We start from the raw sequence: 16,347 nt of genomic DNA, 5'->3' as shown, positions 1-16,347 counted from the left end.
TATCGGCAAAAGACAGGATGACTTCACTACCCTGGCTAGACCCCGACCAGCTGTGGTTCCCCTCAGCCGATGAAGCCCTCGACGACCCCGATGGCCTCCTCGCGCTGGGTGGTGATCTCTCCACAGAACGGCTAATCCTCGCCTACCGCAGCGGCATCTTCCCCTGGTACAGCGACGACCAACCCATACTCTGGTGGTCCCCAGACCCCCGTTGCGTGCTCTTCCCCGAAAACATACACATATCCCGAAGCCTGCGCAGAACGCTCAACCAGAGGCGCTTCAGCGTCACTACAGACCAAGCCTTCAGCCGAATCATCCGCTTGTGCGCCTCCACCCGCAGCGAAGGCACCTGGATAACCGACGACATGATCGCAAGTTACTCAGCCCTGCACCGCCAGGGAGTCGCCCACTCCATCGAAGTATGGAACCAGAAAGGCGAGTTGGCGGGCGGCATGTACGGGCTGGCCATTGGGCAATGCTTCTTTGGCGAATCCATGTTTTCCCTGGAAACCAATGCATCCAAAGTGCTCATGGTCCATCTTGCCCACCAACTGCAAGACTGGGGCTATCGAATCATGGACTGCCAGGTAGAAAGCTCTCACCTTCTCAGCATGGGCGCACGCACCCTACCAAGAAACGAGTTCTTATCTATAATCAGTGAGTATGCGGACAAAAAACCGAACCAGAGCAACTGGACATTCGACTGGCAGTGGAACCGGCCGGAGGCGTAAATGAGTAGTCTGAGAACTCTGGTGTTCTACGCAACACCAGCCCACGACTGCAGCTATCTTCCAGATCGCGAAGCGACAACTATGTTTGTCGACCCGCGCGCCCAAATCGACAAAAAACTCTATAGCCAACTGACCGCACTGGGCTTCCGGCGCAGCGGCTCACATTATTATCGCCCGCACTGTGAAGCGTGCAACGCCTGTATCCCGGTGCGACTGAACGTGAATCACTTCCAACCGGATCGCAACCAACGCCGGGTCATGAAAAAGAACAGTGATCTGGAATGCACACTGGTGCCGGCCGCCTTCAATGAGAGCTACTATCGGCTTTATGCCAACTATGTGGAACTGCGCCATAAAGACGGTGACATGTACCCGCCCTCCCGTGAGCAGTTCATTTCCTTTCTGGTGGAAGGAAACTCCGACTCCTGGTTCCTGGAAATGCGCAAAGACGGAGAACTGCTAGCATTGGCCGCAGTCGACGTTCTGGATGACGGGCTCTCCGCCATCTATACCGTATTCGATCCGGCTCAAGAGGGCCGTAGTTTGGGCACCTTTGCCGTTCTCTGGCAAATTGAAGAGACGCAAAGACGCAAACAGCCGCACCTCTATCTTGGATACTGGATAAAGCAGTGCAACAAAATGAGTTATAAAACGCGGTTCAAGCCCCTGGAAGCGCTCCATGATGGTCAGTGGCGAGTCCTGACAACCGAATAACACGGCATGACACGTAAATACCGATATAAACCGGTAATAAGCGGCTTTATTTGCCGCCAATAATGAACTCACTTTGCCAAACGGCTACAAATAAGGCAGAATTGCGCAATTTAAAATTACGGAAAGTATTTTCAACAGAGGTTTTTACTGAATGGCGAAGACAGATGCTATTGAAATGGAAGGGGTTATTCTTGATACCCTTCCGAACACCATGTTTCGCGTTGAGCTGAGCAACGGGCACGTTGTTACCGCTCACATTTCCGGCAAGATGCGTAAAAACTACATCCGCATCCTGACCGGCGACAAGGTCAAGGTTGAATTGACGCCTTACGATCTGAGCAAAGGCCGAATTGTGTACCGCGCCCGTTAATATTACGGCCGACTTCGAAGACGAATAAAAAAACCGCTGCATCACTGCAGCGGTTTTTTTGTTAGTGCCTTTGCTTGGCTGGCCTGCCAGCCGCCTCAGACGGCTTCTGCAGGTTCATCCTCATAATCGAACACCAACTCATCATCCTTGAGGTGGATAAATACATCCCCGCCCTTCTCGGACAGCCTGCCAAACAGTATCTGCTCAGCAAGTGGGCGCTTGATCTTGTCCTGAATCAACCGCGCCATGGGGCGTGCACCCATCGCGACGTCATAACCCTTATCCGCAAGCCACAACTTGGCCGCATCATCCACATGCAGAACCACGTGCTTTTCATCCAGCTGCGCCTGCAACTCGGTGAGGAACTTGTCCACAACGTGAGTGATGGTGTCCCTCTGCAGGTCCCCGAACTGGATAATGCTATCCAGACGGTTGCGGAACTCCGGCGTGAAGGTCTTGCTGATAATTTCCATACCATCACTGCTGTGGTCTTGCTCGCTAAAGCCCATCGAGCGGCGAGCCATGCTTTCAGCTCCGGCGTTGGTGGTCATCACGAGAATCACGTGGCGGAAGTCAGCCTTGCGCCCGTTGTTATCGGTCAAGGTACCGTGGTCCATAACCTGCAGAAGCAGGTTGAACACTTCCGGGTGCGCCTTCTCGATTTCGTCCAGCAGCAGAACACAATGCGGGTGTTTGTTAACAGATTCCGTTAACAAACCGCCCTGGTCGTATCCTACATACCCCGGTGGGGCACCAATCAGACGAGAAACTGTGTGGCGCTCCATGTATTCCGACATATCGAACCGAACCAGTTCGACCCCAAGCGCTTTCGCAAGCTGCTTGGTCACCTCTGTCTTACCAACGCCCGTGGGCCCGGCAAACAGGAAGGAACCCTGGGGTTTCTCTGGCGCTTTCAAACCGGCACGGGCCAGCTTGATTGCCATTGTCAGCGATTCAATGGCGGGATCCTGTCCGAACACCACCATCTTGAGATCACGCTCCAGATTGCGCAGCAGATCCTTGTCGCTGGTAGACACGTTCTTCGGCGGAATACGAGCGATCTTCGCAACCACATCCTCAATCTCCGGGACATCCACCGTTTTCAGGCGTTTATCCTCAGGCATCAGACGCTGCCTTGCGCCAGCCTCATCAATTACGTCAATGGCTTTATCCGGCAGGTGGCGATCAGTGATGTAACGATCCGCCAGCTCTGCAGCGACGCGCAAAGCCCGATCTGTGTATTTCAGATCGTGGTGCTTTTCGAAGTTCGACTTGAGCCCCCTGAGAATCTGGTAGGTATCCTCAACGCTCGGCTCGTTCACATCGATCTTCTGAAAGCGACGGGCCAGCGCACTGTCTTTCTCGAAAATGCCACGGAATTCTTGATACGTCGTGGATCCAATACAACGAATCTCACCTGAGCTCAGCATTGGTTTTAGCAGGTTCGAGGCATCCATTACGCCACCAGATGCAGATCCCGCTCCAATAATGGTGTGAATCTCGTCGATAAACAGAATTGCGTGCTTTTGTTTTTTCAACTCCGCCAGCAGTGCCTTCAGGCGCTTCTCGAAGTCACCGCGATACTTGGTTCCTGCCAAAAGTGCGCCAAGATCCAGCGAATACACGACGCCGTCGGAAATAATATCCGGTACCTGACCATCGACGATGCGCTTGGCAAGTCCTTCTGCAATAGCAGTCTTGCCTACGCCAGCCTCACCGACCAACAAAGGGTTATTTTTGCGCCGGCGCACAAGAATCTGCACCACGCGTTCAACCTCATGTTCACGACCGATCAACGGATCAATCCGTCCTTGACGGGCTTGTTCATTCAGGTTGGTAGCGTATGTCTCCAAAGGTTTGGACTGCCCACCTTCTTCGCCAGAATCTTCAAGTGACGCCTGCTCAGTGCCATCCTGATCTTCAGCGCCTTGAACACGGGATATGCCATGGGACACGAAGTTGACGACATCAATGCGTGCAACGCTCTGTTTCTTGAGCACATACACGGCCTGGCTTTCCTGCTCACTGAAAATGGCGACCAGAACATTGGCACCGGTAACCTCTTTCTTGCCAGAAGATTGCACATGAAATACGGCGCGCTGCAATACTCGCTGAAACCCTAGTGTTGGCTGGGTCTCGCGCTCGTCATCGCTACCCGGAATCAATGGTGTTGTGGAGTCCACAAATTCAACCAGCTCATCATGAAGCTGCTTGAGGTCTGCACCACAGGCTTTGAGAACACCCACTGCAGATTCATTCTCCAGCAGAGCCAACAACAAATGCTCTACGGTCATGAACTCATGGCGCTTGTCGCGGGCACTTTTAAAGGCCGAATTCAGCGTAATTTCAAGATCTTTGCTCAGCATGGGCCACCCCAACTTGTATCAGTCTGCACATTCAATCTCGCAAAGGAGCGGATGGTCGCATTCAGAGGAATACTGGTTCACCTGTGCCGCCTTTGTTTCCGCGATGTCTCGGGTATACACCCCGCATACCGCCTTTCCCTGCGTATGGACGAGCAGCATCACCTGTGTCGCCTTTTCTTCATTCATACCGAAGAAGGTCATCAACACATCCACTACAAAATCCATGGGTGTGTAATCGTCGTTCAGAAGCATCACCTTATATTGTGCCGGACGCTTCAGTGCAGGCTTTTCGGGAGCAACGCTCAGATCGTCATGACGTCCTGGCAGTTCTTCCTCCCCCTGATTTAATACTAGTAGAGAATTTTCGATAGTCCGCATCATTCTTTACCGGTTATCGGTGTCCTTCATTAATGTGGTTGCCTGGTACCGGGTTTTCAAGTCAAATCCAAACCCGAGCGTGAGATAATTAACAATACGAACATGATACCGCTTCCGGACTGCGTTCAACCACACAATACCGCAATACAAGCTATTGACTCGACCCCGGGTTTCACCGACAGTTAACCTACAGTGTAAAATAATGTAAATATATGAGCAGTTCATGTAACTGCCTCGTAGAGCCAAAACCGGAAAAAAATACTCAAAGCTGGTTTTGAAGCTAACAACAACAAGTGACAGCAAAGGAACAAGGGAGTTCATCATGCCAAGAGGCAAGGTAAAGTGGTTCAACAATGCCAAAGGGTACGGTTTCATCATTGAAGATGGCTGCAGTGACGACCTGTTTGCCCACTTTTCATCCGTGCAGATAGATGGGTATAAAACGCTCAAAGCCGGCCAGACGGTCAGTTTCGAGAAGAAGCCTAGCGACAAAGGCGTGCATGCCGTAAACATAGTGCCAGATGAGCATCCGGCTTCGTCAAACACAGCTGGGCAAGATACAGCCGAGCACGAGGAGCACTCTCCTCGCGCCATGAACGGCTAAGGCGGCTTTGTCACACTAACCGTGCACATAGTGAGCCTTCCTGCCGGAGCAATCCGGCAGGCTCTTGTTTGTTTGTGCGCAGAGCACTCAACCTGCCTAGCGCTTCCAAACTCTGCCTTTTCTCCGTAACCTCCCTTCCTAACCTCATTTCCTCGCCTTGGAGACACCTCTGTGGCTGAACTTATTCTCTTTAACAAGCCCTTCCAGGTACTCTGCCAATTTACCGACGAGCCTATGGCTGATGGGCGAGCGTCACGGGCCACCCTGGCCGACTGGATTCGCATTCCAGGCGTCTACCCTGCTGGCAGGCTGGATTACGATTCGGAGGGGCTACTATTACTTACAAGTGATGGGGCTCTTCAGCATCGAATTGCATCGCCCGGGCAAAATATGCCTAAAACCTATTTGGTTCAGGTTGAAGGCACTCTTTCTGCACGCGCCATAGAAAAGCTATCAGCAGGGGTGACACTCAAAGACGGCCCCACCAAGCCTGCAAAAGCACGCATAATCACGGACCCGGAGCTTTGGCCCAGGACACCACCCGTGCGCCGCCGCGACACGGTACCCACCAGTTGGCTGGAACTGACCATCACCGAAGGGCGCAACCGACAGGTACGGCGCATGACTGCTGCTGTCGGGTTTCCAACGTTGCGACTGATCCGCTATCGTATCGGTGACTGGTCGTTGGATGGGCTTGAGCCGGGCAAATACCGAAAGATAGCCATCAACCTGCCCGCGGCATCACACCCTGGAAAACAACCGTTCCAAAGACGTTCTGCCAAGACGCCAAGGAGAGGACGAAGCTCATGACCTGGACCCCACACGCCACCGTAGCAGTGGTTGTTGAAGATGCTCACGGTCGCTTCCTGATGGTTGAAGAGCGCAGCAGCGGCAAAGTTGTATTTAATCAGCCGGCTGGGCATGTTGAGGAAGACGAGGCCATTCTCGACGCGGTACGCCGGGAAGCTCTGGAAGAAACAGGCTGGGACATCGAGCCCGAGCACTTTCTCGGGCTGTATACCTACAAGGCGCCCGCTAACGGGGTGACCTACTACCGCTTCTGCTTCATTGGCAGAGCACGCAAACAGGTAACCCATGAGCTCGACACCGGTATTATTGCGGCCCACTGGTTATCGCTGGAGGACATCCGGCAGCTGGGCGACAAACTTCGCAGCCCGCTCGTCATCAAAAGCATAGAGGATTACCGAAAGGGTCGGTGCTTTCCATTGGATGTCATCGCAGACTCGCAGACGTAACCAGCACAAAATGGTAAACTCTCGCGTTTTGCACCGGTGCCCAGAGCTGTCATGACAATTCCATCATTCGAAGCAAAGTCTCCCGAGAAAACCCACGTCATCGTTGGCATGTCCGGTGGTGTCGATTCATCTGTTGCTGCCTGGTTGCTCAAAGATCAGGGCTATCAGGTCGAAGGCCTGTTCATGAAGAATTGGGACGAGGACGACGGGACGGAATACTGTACCGCCATGACGGATCTGGCTGACGCCCAAACCGTGGCCGATGCAATCGGCATAAAGCTTCACACTGCAAGCTTTGCAGCCGAATACTGGGACCGCGTATTCGAACACTTCCTTTCCGAGTACAAAGCAGGCCGCACCCCCAATCCGGACATTCTGTGCAACAAAGAGGTGAAATTCCGGGCCTTTCTGGATTATGCGGTTACCCTGGGCGCGGACTACATTGCTACCGGGCACTACACCCGTCAGCGCCCGCTTTCGGATGACCCAGGTAAAGCACACCTGCTGAAAGGTCTGGATGGCAACAAAGACCAGAGCTACTTCCTGCATGCGGTTTCAGGGGACCGAATCGCTCGCACCCTGTTCCCGGTAGGTGAGCTGGAAAAACCCGAAGTTCGCCGGATCGCCGAGCAACAGGGGTTTATAACCCATGACAAGAAAGACTCCACCGGCATCTGCTTCATTGGCGAGCGCAAATTTACCGACTTCCTGAAGCAGTATTTACCAGCGCAGCCGGGTGATATCGAAACTCCGGATGGTATAAAAATCGGCCGACACCAAGGCCTGATGTATCACACCATAGGCCAGCGTCAGGGCCTTGGCATTGGCGGCTTGAGCGATTTTAATGACGAGCCTTGGTATGTGGCCGAGAAAGATCTTGAGCGCAATGTACTGCTTGCAGTACAAGGCAAACACCACCCTCTTCTATTTTCTCGCGGCCTGTTATCAGACCCAATTGACTGGGTTGCAGGTAAACCGCCAGCCAGTAGTTTCCGCTGCATGGCGAAAACTCGCTATCGCCAACCGGATCAGGCCTGTGACGTCACGGTTATTGATGGTGGTGTTCAAGTTGTTTTTGATATCGCCCAAAGAGCGGTGACACCGGGGCAATCCGTGGTTTTCTATGACGGCGACATTTGCCTTGGGGGTGGCGTAATAACCGAAACCTGGCGTGATGGTGAAGCCCTGCCAGATCGTGTCCTGACAACACAGCGTACGCAGGATTCACACCCATGAGCCGGTCGCTCCACGACCAGACCCTTGCATTGGCGGGCGTATTTCAAGCCGCCAATCTGGTTCAGCAAATTGCGAACAATGGCACCTGCAACACATACAGCCTGGAAACCTGCCTGCGCTCTCTGTTTGCAACTGACCCGGCCAGCACCCTCGATGTTTATGGTGGCGAACTCGCCGATGTGCGTGAAGGGCTGGTTACGCTTTCTACGGTTATGAGCGAACAAAAGAAGCAGCAGGATATTGAGGTGCTGCGCTACGTACTGAACCTCATTCATCTGGAATCCAAGCTCAACCGTCACAACGACATGCTGGAAGTGATTGGCAGCCGAATTGATCAGGCCCGGCACACCGCCAGCCATTTTGGCTACGTGCATTCGAACCTGATCAGCAACCTGGCTTCCATTTACACAGACACCATCAGCACCTTCAGCCTGCGCATTCAGGTGAGCGGCAACCCTTCGCTACTACAACGGGATGAGAATGCCGCCAAAGTACGGGCACTTCTACTGGCAGGCATTCGGTCCGCCGTGCTATGGCGACAGTCCGGCGGACGCCGATGGCAGCTGGTTTTATCCCGTCGGAAGGTGATTCAACATGCGCGAGAGCTCGCCGAGAAAGCTAATCGCTCGTTCGATAACTGATCTGTTGCCACTGATTCACCCGCCATGCTGGTGTATTATGGTCTATCCCTTTTTCTGAACCGATTCTTTGATTATTTGAGAGGTTTTCAATGGAACTCAACGCCCTGACCGCCATATCCCCGGTCGATGGACGCTATGGCAGCCGAGTCAGCGTTTTTCGTGATATTTTCAGTGAGTACGGCCTGATCAAGAACCGCGTGACGGTAGAAATCCGTTGGCTGCAACAATTGGCGGCGCACCCGCAGATCACCGAAGTTCCAGCATTCAGCCCAGAGGCAAACGCCTTTCTTGACGGTATGGTCAGCAACTTCAACCTGCAAAATGCTGAGCGCATCAAGGAAATCGAGCGCACCACGAACCACGACGTAAAAGCCGTTGAGTATTTTATCAAGGAACAAATTGCTGAGGTTCCGGAACTGCACGCAGTCACCGAATTTGTGCACTTTGCCTGCACCTCGGAAGACATCAACAACCTGTCGCACGCTCTGATGCTGCGGGAAGGCCTGGCCAAGGGCCTGCTACCTGCCATGAACCAAGTTGCCAACAAGCTGAGCGATCTTTCCCAAGAGCATGCTGAACAACCCATGTTGTCACGCACCCATGGCCAGACAGCCTCACCAACCACCGTCGGCAAAGAGTTTGCCAACGTGGTGTACCGCTTGCGCCGGCAAATCAAGCAGATCGGCAACATTGAAATTCTGGGTAAGATCAACGGTGCCGTAGGCAACTATAACGCTCACATCTCTGCTTATCCTGCAGTCGATTGGGCAGCCAATGCCAAAACCTTTATTGAAAACCTTGGTCTCGACTTCAATCCGTACACCACACAGATTGAACCCCATGACTACATCGCTGAGCTATACGACGCCGTTGCCCGCTTTAACACCATCGTGATTGATCTCGACCGGGATATCTGGGGTTATATCTCACTCGGTTACTTCAAGCAGAAAACCATTGAAGGCGAAGTGGGTTCGTCCACCATGCCCCACAAGGTTAACCCGATTGATTTCGAAAACTCCGAAGGCAACCTTGGGATTGCTAACGCAGTACTTGGCCACTTGTCTGCCAAGTTGCCGATTTCCCGCTGGCAGCGCGATCTGACCGACTCAACCGTGCTACGCAATCTGGGCGTTGGTTTTGCCCACAGCCTGATTGCCTACGAAGCCACCCTGAAGGGACTGGGCAAACTGGAGATCAACCCTTCGCGCCTGGATGAAGACCTCGACAACGCGTGGGAAGTGCTTGCGGAGCCGATCCAGACGGTGATGCGCCGGTACAACATCGAGAAGCCCTACGAAAAACTCAAGGCACTGACTCGCGGAAAAGCCATGACGCCAGAGGTGATCCAGAACTTTGTGGAAACCCTTGAGATGCCAGACAGTGCCAAAGCGGAACTGATGGCACTGACCCCAGGCAACTACATCGGCAACGCCGTTGATCAGGCCCGCAACATCTAACTTGAGGAAGCACACCATGGATATGCTTGGCGGACTTTCGCCTTCGGAATTTCTGAGGGACTATTGGCAGAAAAAGCCTCTGGTCATCCGCCAGGCATTTCCCGGCTTTCAATGCCCCGTTGACGCCAACGAACTCGCCGGCCTTGCCTGCGAGGAAGGCGTAGAATCCCGCATCATTATCGAAAACGATAACGGCAAGCCCTGGCAGCTGCACAACGGCCCCTTCCAGGAAGACCACTTCAGCAAACTGCCTGCACAAGATTGGACACTGCTGGTCCAGGGCCTGGACCACTGGGTTCCGGAGATCGCAGATCTGCTTGAGCATTTCCGTTTTGTGCCTAACTGGCGCCTGGACGACATCATGGCCAGCTATGCGCCCAAAGGCGGCAGCGTAGGGCCTCACTACGATCAGTATGATGTATTTCTGCTGCAGGCACAGGGGCACCGCCGCTGGACCTTCGGAGGCCGCTGCGATCAGACCTCGCCCCGGGTAGAAGGCACCCCCCTGCGCATACTTAGTAGCTGGGAAGGCGAAGAAACTGTAACACTTGAGCCTGGCGACATGCTGTACTTGCCACCAGGCATAGGTCATCACGGCATAGCCGAAGACGATTGCATCACCCTGTCAGTGGGCTTTCGAGCGCCGACCGTTGACGACCTGCTCACTGGCTTCACCGACTTTCTGTGTAACCAACCGGGGGCCGACGCCCACATGAACGACCCCGACCTGCAGGTTCAGGATAACCCCGGCACCATCGCGCCTGACGTCATCGACCGCTTGCAAGCGGTACTTAGAGAAAAGCTGGATGACAAACGTCAGCTGGCGCTATGGTTTGGCCAATACGCCACCGCACCCAAAAACACGGATGTGGTTGTGCCTGCGGAAGAACCTGCTTCAGATGAAGATATCGCTGAGGCTATCCGAGCGGGTGAGCAACTGCGCTGGAACGAAGGCTCCCGCTTTGCGTACCATGAAGAAAGCGGTGAAACCGCTCTGTTTGCAGACGGCGAGCAGTTTCTACTCAAGGGTGATGCGCGCCCCCTGGCACCCTTGCTGTGTGCCGGATCGCGCATTGATATGACCGGGCTGAAGCAGTTCGCTGGCGACCCTGCCCTCCTCGGCTTGCTGACAAATCTCTATAATCAGGGCTCTGTGTATTTCGAGTGATGCCATGACCGTTCGGATTCGGAAATACAGCTGGCAACTTGCCCCAAGGCATATCCGGGATATTCGCCAAAAGGTGTTTGTTGACGAGCAGAACGTGCCACCAGAACTCGAGTGGGACGACACCGACGAAATTGCAGATCATTATCTTGCGGTGCTTCCTGACAACACCCCGGTTGGCGTGGCCCGGCTGTTTTCAACCATGGACGAAACCGGCCATATCGGGCGCATGGCCATACTGCCAGCATTCCGTGGTCAAGGTATCGGAGAGGCATTGCTTCAACACTTGATCGCTGAGTCAGCCGGGCAATACCAGGAGCTAAAGCTATCTGCCCAGCAGCACGCCATTGCATTTTATGAACGGGCCGGCTTCCATGTCTGTTCCGAACCATACGACGATGCCGGCATACCTCATCTGGATATGCGCTGCCTGGCCCCAGCTCTACTTGAAGCACAGGCAAACTCTGGAAGGCTCACACCTCTGCAACTGGGCAAAGACGCTCAATCCTGGCTTTTTGAGGGTGAAAGCAGCCTGCTAGGCCTTATGGACTCAATGGTAGGGCAGACGAACCAACGACTGTGGCTGTATGACCGCATACTTGATCACGATCTATATGATCGCAGCAGGTTCCGGGAACTGGTGTCGGATCTTGCTCGACGCCACAGACTTAGCGAAATCCGCCTGTTGATTCATGACGACCAGCCCTTGATAAAGCGCCGGCATCAACTGGTCGAGCTCATGCGGCGACTGCCTAGTAAAATTGATCTCAGGTTGATCAACAGCGACTACCCTCACGATGACCAGCCTTTCCTTATCTCAGATCGCGAAGGCGTGGTTTATCGAAACGACTTTATCCGACCTTCAGGGTTCGCCAGCTTCGCAGATAGCGGGCGTGTCAGGTTGCTGTCTGAAAACTTCCAACGCATGTGGAACGCCGGGCGCACCTCCCTTGAGCTGCGCGAGCTACCGATCTGACGAGGGCTTCAGCTGCGCGTCTCCCGATTCAAAACGGGCGCCAAAGGGAGCAAACTCCTCGTCTACTTCTTCCGCAACATCTGAAATCAACCTTCGTAGCCACTGATGATCCGAGTTGTGTTGCAATAACGGGCTCCAGGCCATCTTCAGTTCAAAAGGTGGTATCTCGAAAGGCGGAATTTTCACCACCAGATTGGCGTTGTCTTTTTGCAGCCAGGCAGCCCGGGATGGCAGCGTGGCGATCAAATCGTGTTGCTCAGCCAGAAGCATGGCCGACTGATAGTGCCGGGTGAATACTGAAATTTGCCGCTTGCTACCCATACGCGACAAGGCTTCATCAACCCACCCGAGCCGCTGGACGTCCTTTGGGTTTACTCCGACACCGACACCAAATCCAGTTTTACTGACCCATATATGACTGGCCCCCAAGTATGAATCCAGGGTGAAAGGCTCTTTCAGAATCGGGTTTCGGGCATTCATCAGGCAGGCAAAGTACTCAATCCAAAGTGTTTTCTGGTGAAACGACTGAGGAATCTTGTCAAACCGGTTAATCGCCATATCCAGACGACCCTGCTCAACATCGAGAAAACTCACATCACTCGGAGTGAGAACATCAAGCGTCACATAAGGTGCTTCCTGTCGGATTCGACGTAACACTCGTGGCATCAGGCAGGATTCTGCATAGTCACTGGCCATGATGCGAAACACTCGCTGGCTTTCCAGCGCCGCAAACGGCGTTTTTTCCTGCACAGCCTGCTCAATGTCTGAAAGGATACTCCGGACCAAAGGCTGTAATTCCTGCGCGCGCTCAGTAGCGGTCATTCCTTCGCTGGTTCGCACCAGCAAAGGGTCACCAAAAAGATCCCGTAAGCGGCGCAAGCTGTTGCTCATGGCCGGCTGGGTAATACTCAGATGGTTCGCGGCCTTGGTTACATTGCGCTCTCTAAGCAAGACATCCAGATAAACCAGAAGATTAAGATCAATACGGGAAAGATTCATGAACGCCTCCTGAGGATCCAAAACACTATTGACCGGGCGAAACCTTTCAGCCCCATTCACCAGCCTAATATACAGCACATAATCAATTCATAGAATTGATATACAATACGAACTTTCACATTTGATTCCGGTTTCGATGCAATATTTCTGCTAATCTTTCTGATACTTGCCGGATGTTTCAGTACATCGAGTCAGATTTCTGTCGCAGGCATGACTTGCCCAAAAGCTGGAGTCATTACATAACAAATGAATACCATCACAATTGTCCTTGCCCTGGCGGCCATCGTTGTCATATCGATCATCGTAATTGTCGCCACTCAAATGCGCGAAAAAGCCCGCATTGAGCGTGCTCGCAAAATCACAGCACTGGGGGACAGCTACAAGCGATGTGAACGCCTGCTCGCTGAAATTCCCGGTCAATATCTGACATCTGAGCTGAAGCTTTTGTTACTCAAGCGCATGTTGGACATCTGCAATGACTTGGCAGGACTTAAATCCAGCCTGCCCGTGAATCAGTGGCGCGAATCCACAGAGCAACGAAAAACACTGGTGCGAGAAAACCGCGATGAGATGAGTCAGATCAGAATTGACTCAGTAGAAAAGTCGAATGCCGCAAAAGATCTGCTTCAAAATTTGTTCAAGCTGATTGAATCCATGCACAAAAGTGGGCGCATCGATGCGGCAACCGCTAAAAAGAACCTTAAGTATGTGCTTTTTCTGGTGCACAAAACCCACGCAGATCTGCATGTATTTCAGGCGCGTGACCTCATCCGCCAGAACGAGATACGCAAAGCCATTCACGCCTATCATCTGGCCAGCACAGAAATGGGTAAATCACAGGATAATCCGCTTGCCATGAAAGCGGTCAAGAGCTTCCGGATTCGCATAAGGGAACTGGAAGCCATGATGGCAGAGGGTGGCAACGGGAGCCCTGCAGAGTCCGGTTCCAAGCTCGACAAACAATGGGACGACTTTCTTCACGATGAAGAGTGGAAGAAGAAAGCCGACTACGATGACTAAAGGCTTTAAACACCGCCTCTCCTATCGCCTCACCCGTGACACGGTTCTGATTGCGATGGTGTTAGGGGTTATTCTTAACGTTGTACAAATCACCCTCGATTACTTCTCTGCTCGCAAGTCAATGGAAGAGGACATACAGGCGCTGATTGAAATCAGCCACAACCCGGCCTCCCAGATTGCTTACAATATTGACGTGCGCTTGGCCGAGGAGCTTCTCGACGGCCTCCTTCAGCACCCTGCCACCATTGATGCGCGAATCGTAGACAGTGATGGCAGCACCATGGCGGCCGCCAGCAAAACAAGCTCCGACTCACCCTATCGCTGGATCAGTGACCGATTGTTTGGTCCCAGTAAGGTATTCAGCCGCCAACTGCGCGTTACCCAGCTCAACAACCTCCCACTTGGTCAGCTTGCTGTAACGATTGACACATACCACTACGGCTTGCAGTTCCTGGAGCGCGCCAGTTACACGCTTCTGAGCGGCTTTCTGAAGAGCCTCATACTGTCAGCATCACTGCTCCTGATCTTCTACCTCATATTGACGCGACCCATGCTCAGCGTGATCAATGCTCTCAACGAAGTGAAAGCTGATTCACCGGAAAAAATCCGTCTGCCCGTGCCACCCGGTCACAGGCAAGATGAAATTGGCACAATGGTCGGGATTATCAACCAACATTTGAACACTATGGACACCACTCTTGCGCAGCTACGCAAGGCAGAAAGTGCCATGAAAAACTATTCCAGCGAGCTGGAACACGAAGTTGAAAGCCGCACACGGGAAATATCTGACAAGAACCAGGCGTTACAGCGTGGCAATCGGGCGCTGGTAAAAGCCAAAGAAGATGCCATGCGTCGGGCCAAGGCAAGAGCAAACTTCCTGGCCAGCATGAGCCATGAAATACGCACACCGCTGAATGGTGTGCTCGGGATGCTCGGGCTTGCCCTGGAGGCCGAGCAGGACCCTTCAAAACACCACAGCCTTGAAATTGCTTTGTCGGCAGGCGAAAGCCTGCTTGGCATACTCAACGACATTCTGGATATTTCCAAAGTTGAAGCGGGTAAACTCAACCTCGAAACCATTCCCTTTAGTATGCGCGGCCTGATTGAAGAGTGCGCCACCCTGCACACTCAGCAGGCTGGCAAAAAAGGCATTGAGTTAATCGCAGAAACAGCTCCTGAGTTTCCGGATCAGTTCCTGGGTGACCCAACGCGTGTAAGGCAGATTCTGAACAACCTGCTTAGCAACGCAATCAAGTTCACAGAGACAGGCAGCGTGCGTATAGACGCAACTTACTCCGCAGGTATCATGACCATCGAGGTGTCCGATACCGGCATAGGTATGAGCAAAGAAGGTCTGCGCCGGATATTTTCACCCTTCTCCCAAGCCGATACGCAAACCACACGCCTGTATGGTGGCACTGGGCTGGGCCTGACGCTCTGCCGCCAGTTAATAGAGCGCATGCATGGTGAAATATCAGTCGATTCGAAAGAACAGCATGGAACCCGCTTTACGGTCACTCTACCGCTGCCGATATACAGCAATCCCAACCTGACCAGCACCCCCGAGCCTTCCAAACCGGCCAGTTTAGCCAAGCTCACTGCAGCACCACAACCCGCTCTCCGGGTACTTTTGGTTGAAGATAACGAAGTAAACCAGATGGTGGCTTCTACACTGCTTAAGAAAATGGGGCACCGTGCCGACATCGCAGAAAATGGACAGTTGGCGCTAACAGCCCTGAAACAACAGCAGTACGACCTTGTGCTTATGGATTGCCAGATGCCTGTAATGGATGGCTACGAAACAACCCGGCGCATCCGAAAAAATCCGGACTGGCAGAACTTACCCGTGATTGCTGTTACGGCAAACGTAATGCAGGGTGACAGGGCCGACTGCTTTGCCAGCGGCATGAACGATTACATCACCAAACCATACAACCGTAAGCAGTTAGCCGAAGCAATTACCCGCTGGGCTCCTCCTCAACCTCCTGAGCCTCAATAGCCTTTAGCACCGCATTGAGCTCGTGCCTCAGGGCAAGCAACCGTTCCGGCGAAACATCCAGGCCGCATAGCAGTTTTTGCGGGACTTGCGCCGCCTGTTCCCTCAACCCTGCGCCCTCATCTGTCAGTGATATAGTGACCACTCGCTCGTCATCCTGACGTCGCTCCCTGTGAATCAGCCCCCGTAGAGCCAAGCGTTTCAATAGGGGCGTAAGCGTGCCCGAATCCAGCCGCAACCGTGTACCAAGATCGGAAACGCGGGTTGGCTGATTAGCACTGGCCCGCTCCCAGAGCACTAGCATTACGAGGTATTGGGGATAGGTAAGCCCGAGCTCGGCAAGCAATGGGCGATACCTTGAGGTAATTGCCCGGTTGGCCGCATACAGGCTAAAACAGATCTGGTTATCCAGTGCTAATAATTCGTTCAAAACCTGGC

Annotated in this window: 17 protein-coding genes; 13 read left to right on the top strand and 4 right to left on the bottom strand. The window is 53.3% G+C overall.

Translation table 11 applies throughout. The features are described 5' to 3' along the window. Positions 1 to 17: 17 nt before the first annotated feature. The 3 genes from aat to infA all read left to right on the top strand — a co-directional run bounded on the left by aat (position 18) and on the right by infA (position 1,815). Positions 18 to 731: a leucyl/phenylalanyl-tRNA--protein transferase gene (aat, locus tag AADB16_RS09880; RefSeq protein WP_298447614.1), complete on the top strand. Its 714-nt coding sequence runs from the start codon at positions 18 to 20 to the stop codon at positions 729 to 731. Then, positions 732 to 1,445, top strand: a complete 714-nt coding sequence (locus AADB16_RS09875) for an arginyltransferase (protein WP_309043262.1) — start codon at positions 732 to 734, stop codon at positions 1,443 to 1,445. 151 nt (positions 1,446 to 1,596) lie between these two features. Then, a complete protein-coding gene (infA, locus tag AADB16_RS09870) occupies positions 1,597 to 1,815 on the top strand; it encodes a translation initiation factor IF-1 (RefSeq protein WP_071263575.1) in 219 nt (72 codons plus the stop codon). 95 nt (positions 1,816 to 1,910) lie between these two features. Here the strand turns inward: infA and clpA are convergent, their stop codons facing one another. Together clpA and clpS are read right to left on the bottom strand one after the other, a co-directional pair. Further along, positions 1,911 to 4,181: an ATP-dependent Clp protease ATP-binding subunit ClpA gene (gene clpA / locus AADB16_RS09865; RefSeq protein WP_309043261.1), complete on the bottom strand. Its 2,271-nt coding sequence runs from the start codon at positions 4,179 to 4,181 to the stop codon at positions 1,911 to 1,913. Positions 4,182 to 4,199: 18 nt separating this feature from the next. Beyond that, the gene (clpS, locus tag AADB16_RS09860) at positions 4,200 to 4,559 is read right to left on the bottom strand and encodes an ATP-dependent Clp protease adapter ClpS (RefSeq protein ID WP_298449510.1); all 360 of its coding nucleotides are present in this window, start codon (positions 4,557 to 4,559) and stop codon (positions 4,200 to 4,202) included. 322 nt (positions 4,560 to 4,881) lie between these two features. Between clpS and AADB16_RS09855 the strand changes: the two genes are divergently transcribed. From AADB16_RS09855 to AADB16_RS09820, 8 genes are all read left to right on the top strand, one after another. Further along, the gene (locus AADB16_RS09855) at positions 4,882 to 5,163 is read left to right on the top strand and encodes a cold shock domain-containing protein (protein WP_410802968.1); all 282 of its coding nucleotides are present in this window, start codon (positions 4,882 to 4,884) and stop codon (positions 5,161 to 5,163) included. A 171-nt stretch (positions 5,164 to 5,334) separates the two neighbouring features. Next, the gene (locus AADB16_RS09850) at positions 5,335 to 5,973 is read left to right on the top strand and encodes a pseudouridine synthase (protein ID WP_410802967.1); all 639 of its coding nucleotides are present in this window, start codon (positions 5,335 to 5,337) and stop codon (positions 5,971 to 5,973) included. Continuing rightward, a complete protein-coding gene (locus AADB16_RS09845) occupies positions 5,970 to 6,419 on the top strand; it encodes an NUDIX hydrolase (protein WP_309043258.1) in 450 nt (149 codons plus the stop codon). The genes AADB16_RS09850 and AADB16_RS09845 overlap by 4 nt, the downstream gene beginning before the upstream one ends. 51 nt (positions 6,420 to 6,470) lie before the next feature. After that, on the top strand, positions 6,471 to 7,655 hold the full coding sequence (mnmA, locus tag AADB16_RS09840) for a tRNA 2-thiouridine(34) synthase MnmA (RefSeq protein ID WP_410802966.1): 1,185 nt from the start codon (positions 6,471 to 6,473) through the stop codon (positions 7,653 to 7,655). Further along, on the top strand, positions 7,652 to 8,296 hold the full coding sequence (hflD, locus tag AADB16_RS09835) for a high frequency lysogenization protein HflD (protein WP_410802964.1): 645 nt from the start codon (positions 7,652 to 7,654) through the stop codon (positions 8,294 to 8,296). Before mnmA ends, hflD begins: the two co-directional genes overlap by 4 nt. Positions 8,297 to 8,385: 89 nt before the next feature. After that, positions 8,386 to 9,753: an adenylosuccinate lyase gene (gene purB / locus AADB16_RS09830; RefSeq protein ID WP_410802962.1), complete on the top strand. Its 1,368-nt coding sequence runs from the start codon at positions 8,386 to 8,388 to the stop codon at positions 9,751 to 9,753. Positions 9,754 to 9,769: 16 nt separating this feature from the next. After that, the gene (locus tag AADB16_RS09825) at positions 9,770 to 10,921 is read left to right on the top strand and encodes a JmjC domain-containing protein (protein ID WP_410802960.1); all 1,152 of its coding nucleotides are present in this window, start codon (positions 9,770 to 9,772) and stop codon (positions 10,919 to 10,921) included. A 4-nt stretch (positions 10,922 to 10,925) separates the two neighbouring features. Continuing rightward, a complete protein-coding gene (locus AADB16_RS09820; RefSeq protein ID WP_309043254.1) occupies positions 10,926 to 11,894 on the top strand; it encodes a GNAT family N-acetyltransferase in 969 nt (322 codons plus the stop codon). Here the strand turns inward: AADB16_RS09820 and AADB16_RS09815 are convergent. Then, positions 11,883 to 12,893, bottom strand: coding sequence for a LysR family transcriptional regulator (locus tag AADB16_RS09815; protein WP_410802958.1), 1,011 nt, complete (start codon positions 12,891 to 12,893; stop codon positions 11,883 to 11,885). The two genes, AADB16_RS09820 and AADB16_RS09815, sit on opposite strands and share 12 nt — an antisense overlap. Before the next feature lie 246 nt (positions 12,894 to 13,139). On the opposite strand from AADB16_RS09815, the gene AADB16_RS09810 reads away from it, so the two are divergent. Both AADB16_RS09810 and AADB16_RS09805 read left to right on the top strand, forming a co-directional pair. Continuing rightward, positions 13,140 to 13,913, top strand: a complete 774-nt coding sequence (locus tag AADB16_RS09810) for a hypothetical protein (protein ID WP_410802956.1) — start codon at positions 13,140 to 13,142, stop codon at positions 13,911 to 13,913. Further along, positions 13,906 to 15,912, top strand: a complete 2,007-nt coding sequence (locus AADB16_RS09805) for an ATP-binding protein (RefSeq protein ID WP_410802954.1) — start codon at positions 13,906 to 13,908, stop codon at positions 15,910 to 15,912. The genes AADB16_RS09810 and AADB16_RS09805 overlap by 8 nt, the downstream gene beginning before the upstream one ends. On the opposite strand, the gene AADB16_RS09800 is transcribed toward AADB16_RS09805, so the two are convergent. Further along, the gene (locus tag AADB16_RS09800) at positions 15,872 to 16,339 is read right to left on the bottom strand and encodes a MarR family winged helix-turn-helix transcriptional regulator (protein WP_309043250.1); all 468 of its coding nucleotides are present in this window, start codon (positions 16,337 to 16,339) and stop codon (positions 15,872 to 15,874) included. The genes AADB16_RS09805 and AADB16_RS09800 overlap by 41 nt on opposite strands. Between the last annotated feature and the right edge of the window lie 8 nt (positions 16,340 to 16,347).

The sequence above is a fragment of the Marinobacter sp. KMM 10035 genome (assembly GCF_046537445.1).
Lineage (GTDB): Bacteria > Pseudomonadota > Gammaproteobacteria > Pseudomonadales > Oleiphilaceae > Marinobacter > Marinobacter sediminicola.
Note: the sequence above shows the minus strand (reverse complement) of the source record. Positions and strands in the feature narration are given on the sequence as shown.

What these genes read in the sequence shown, in the direction of transcription:
- aat (WP_298447614.1), top strand. Translation starts at nt 18, where the DNA reads ATGACTTCACTACCCTGGCTAGACCCCGACCAGCTGTGGTTCCCCTCA.
- AADB16_RS09875 (WP_309043262.1), top strand. Translation starts at nt 732, where the DNA reads ATGAGTAGTCTGAGAACTCTGGTGTTCTACGCAACACCAGCCCACGAC.
- infA (WP_071263575.1), top strand. Translation starts at nt 1,597, where the DNA reads ATGGCGAAGACAGATGCTATTGAAATGGAAGGGGTTATTCTTGATACC.
- clpA (WP_309043261.1), bottom strand. Translation starts at nt 4,181, where the DNA reads ATGCTGAGCAAAGATCTTGAAATTACGCTGAATTCGGCCTTTAAAAGT.
- clpS (WP_298449510.1), bottom strand. Translation starts at nt 4,559, where the DNA reads ATGCGGACTATCGAAAATTCTCTACTAGTATTAAATCAGGGGGAGGAA.
- AADB16_RS09855 (WP_410802968.1), top strand. Translation starts at nt 4,882, where the DNA reads ATGCCAAGAGGCAAGGTAAAGTGGTTCAACAATGCCAAAGGGTACGGT.
- AADB16_RS09845 (WP_309043258.1), top strand. Translation starts at nt 5,970, where the DNA reads ATGACCTGGACCCCACACGCCACCGTAGCAGTGGTTGTTGAAGATGCT.
- mnmA (WP_410802966.1), top strand. Translation starts at nt 6,471, where the DNA reads ATGACAATTCCATCATTCGAAGCAAAGTCTCCCGAGAAAACCCACGTC.
- hflD (WP_410802964.1), top strand. Translation starts at nt 7,652, where the DNA reads ATGAGCCGGTCGCTCCACGACCAGACCCTTGCATTGGCGGGCGTATTT.
- purB (WP_410802962.1), top strand. Translation starts at nt 8,386, where the DNA reads ATGGAACTCAACGCCCTGACCGCCATATCCCCGGTCGATGGACGCTAT.
- AADB16_RS09825 (WP_410802960.1), top strand. Translation starts at nt 9,770, where the DNA reads ATGGATATGCTTGGCGGACTTTCGCCTTCGGAATTTCTGAGGGACTAT.
- AADB16_RS09820 (WP_309043254.1), top strand. Translation starts at nt 10,926, where the DNA reads ATGACCGTTCGGATTCGGAAATACAGCTGGCAACTTGCCCCAAGGCAT.
- AADB16_RS09815 (WP_410802958.1), bottom strand. Translation starts at nt 12,893, where the DNA reads ATGAATCTTTCCCGTATTGATCTTAATCTTCTGGTTTATCTGGATGTC.
- AADB16_RS09810 (WP_410802956.1), top strand. Translation starts at nt 13,140, where the DNA reads ATGAATACCATCACAATTGTCCTTGCCCTGGCGGCCATCGTTGTCATA.
- AADB16_RS09805 (WP_410802954.1), top strand. Translation starts at nt 13,906, where the DNA reads ATGACTAAAGGCTTTAAACACCGCCTCTCCTATCGCCTCACCCGTGAC.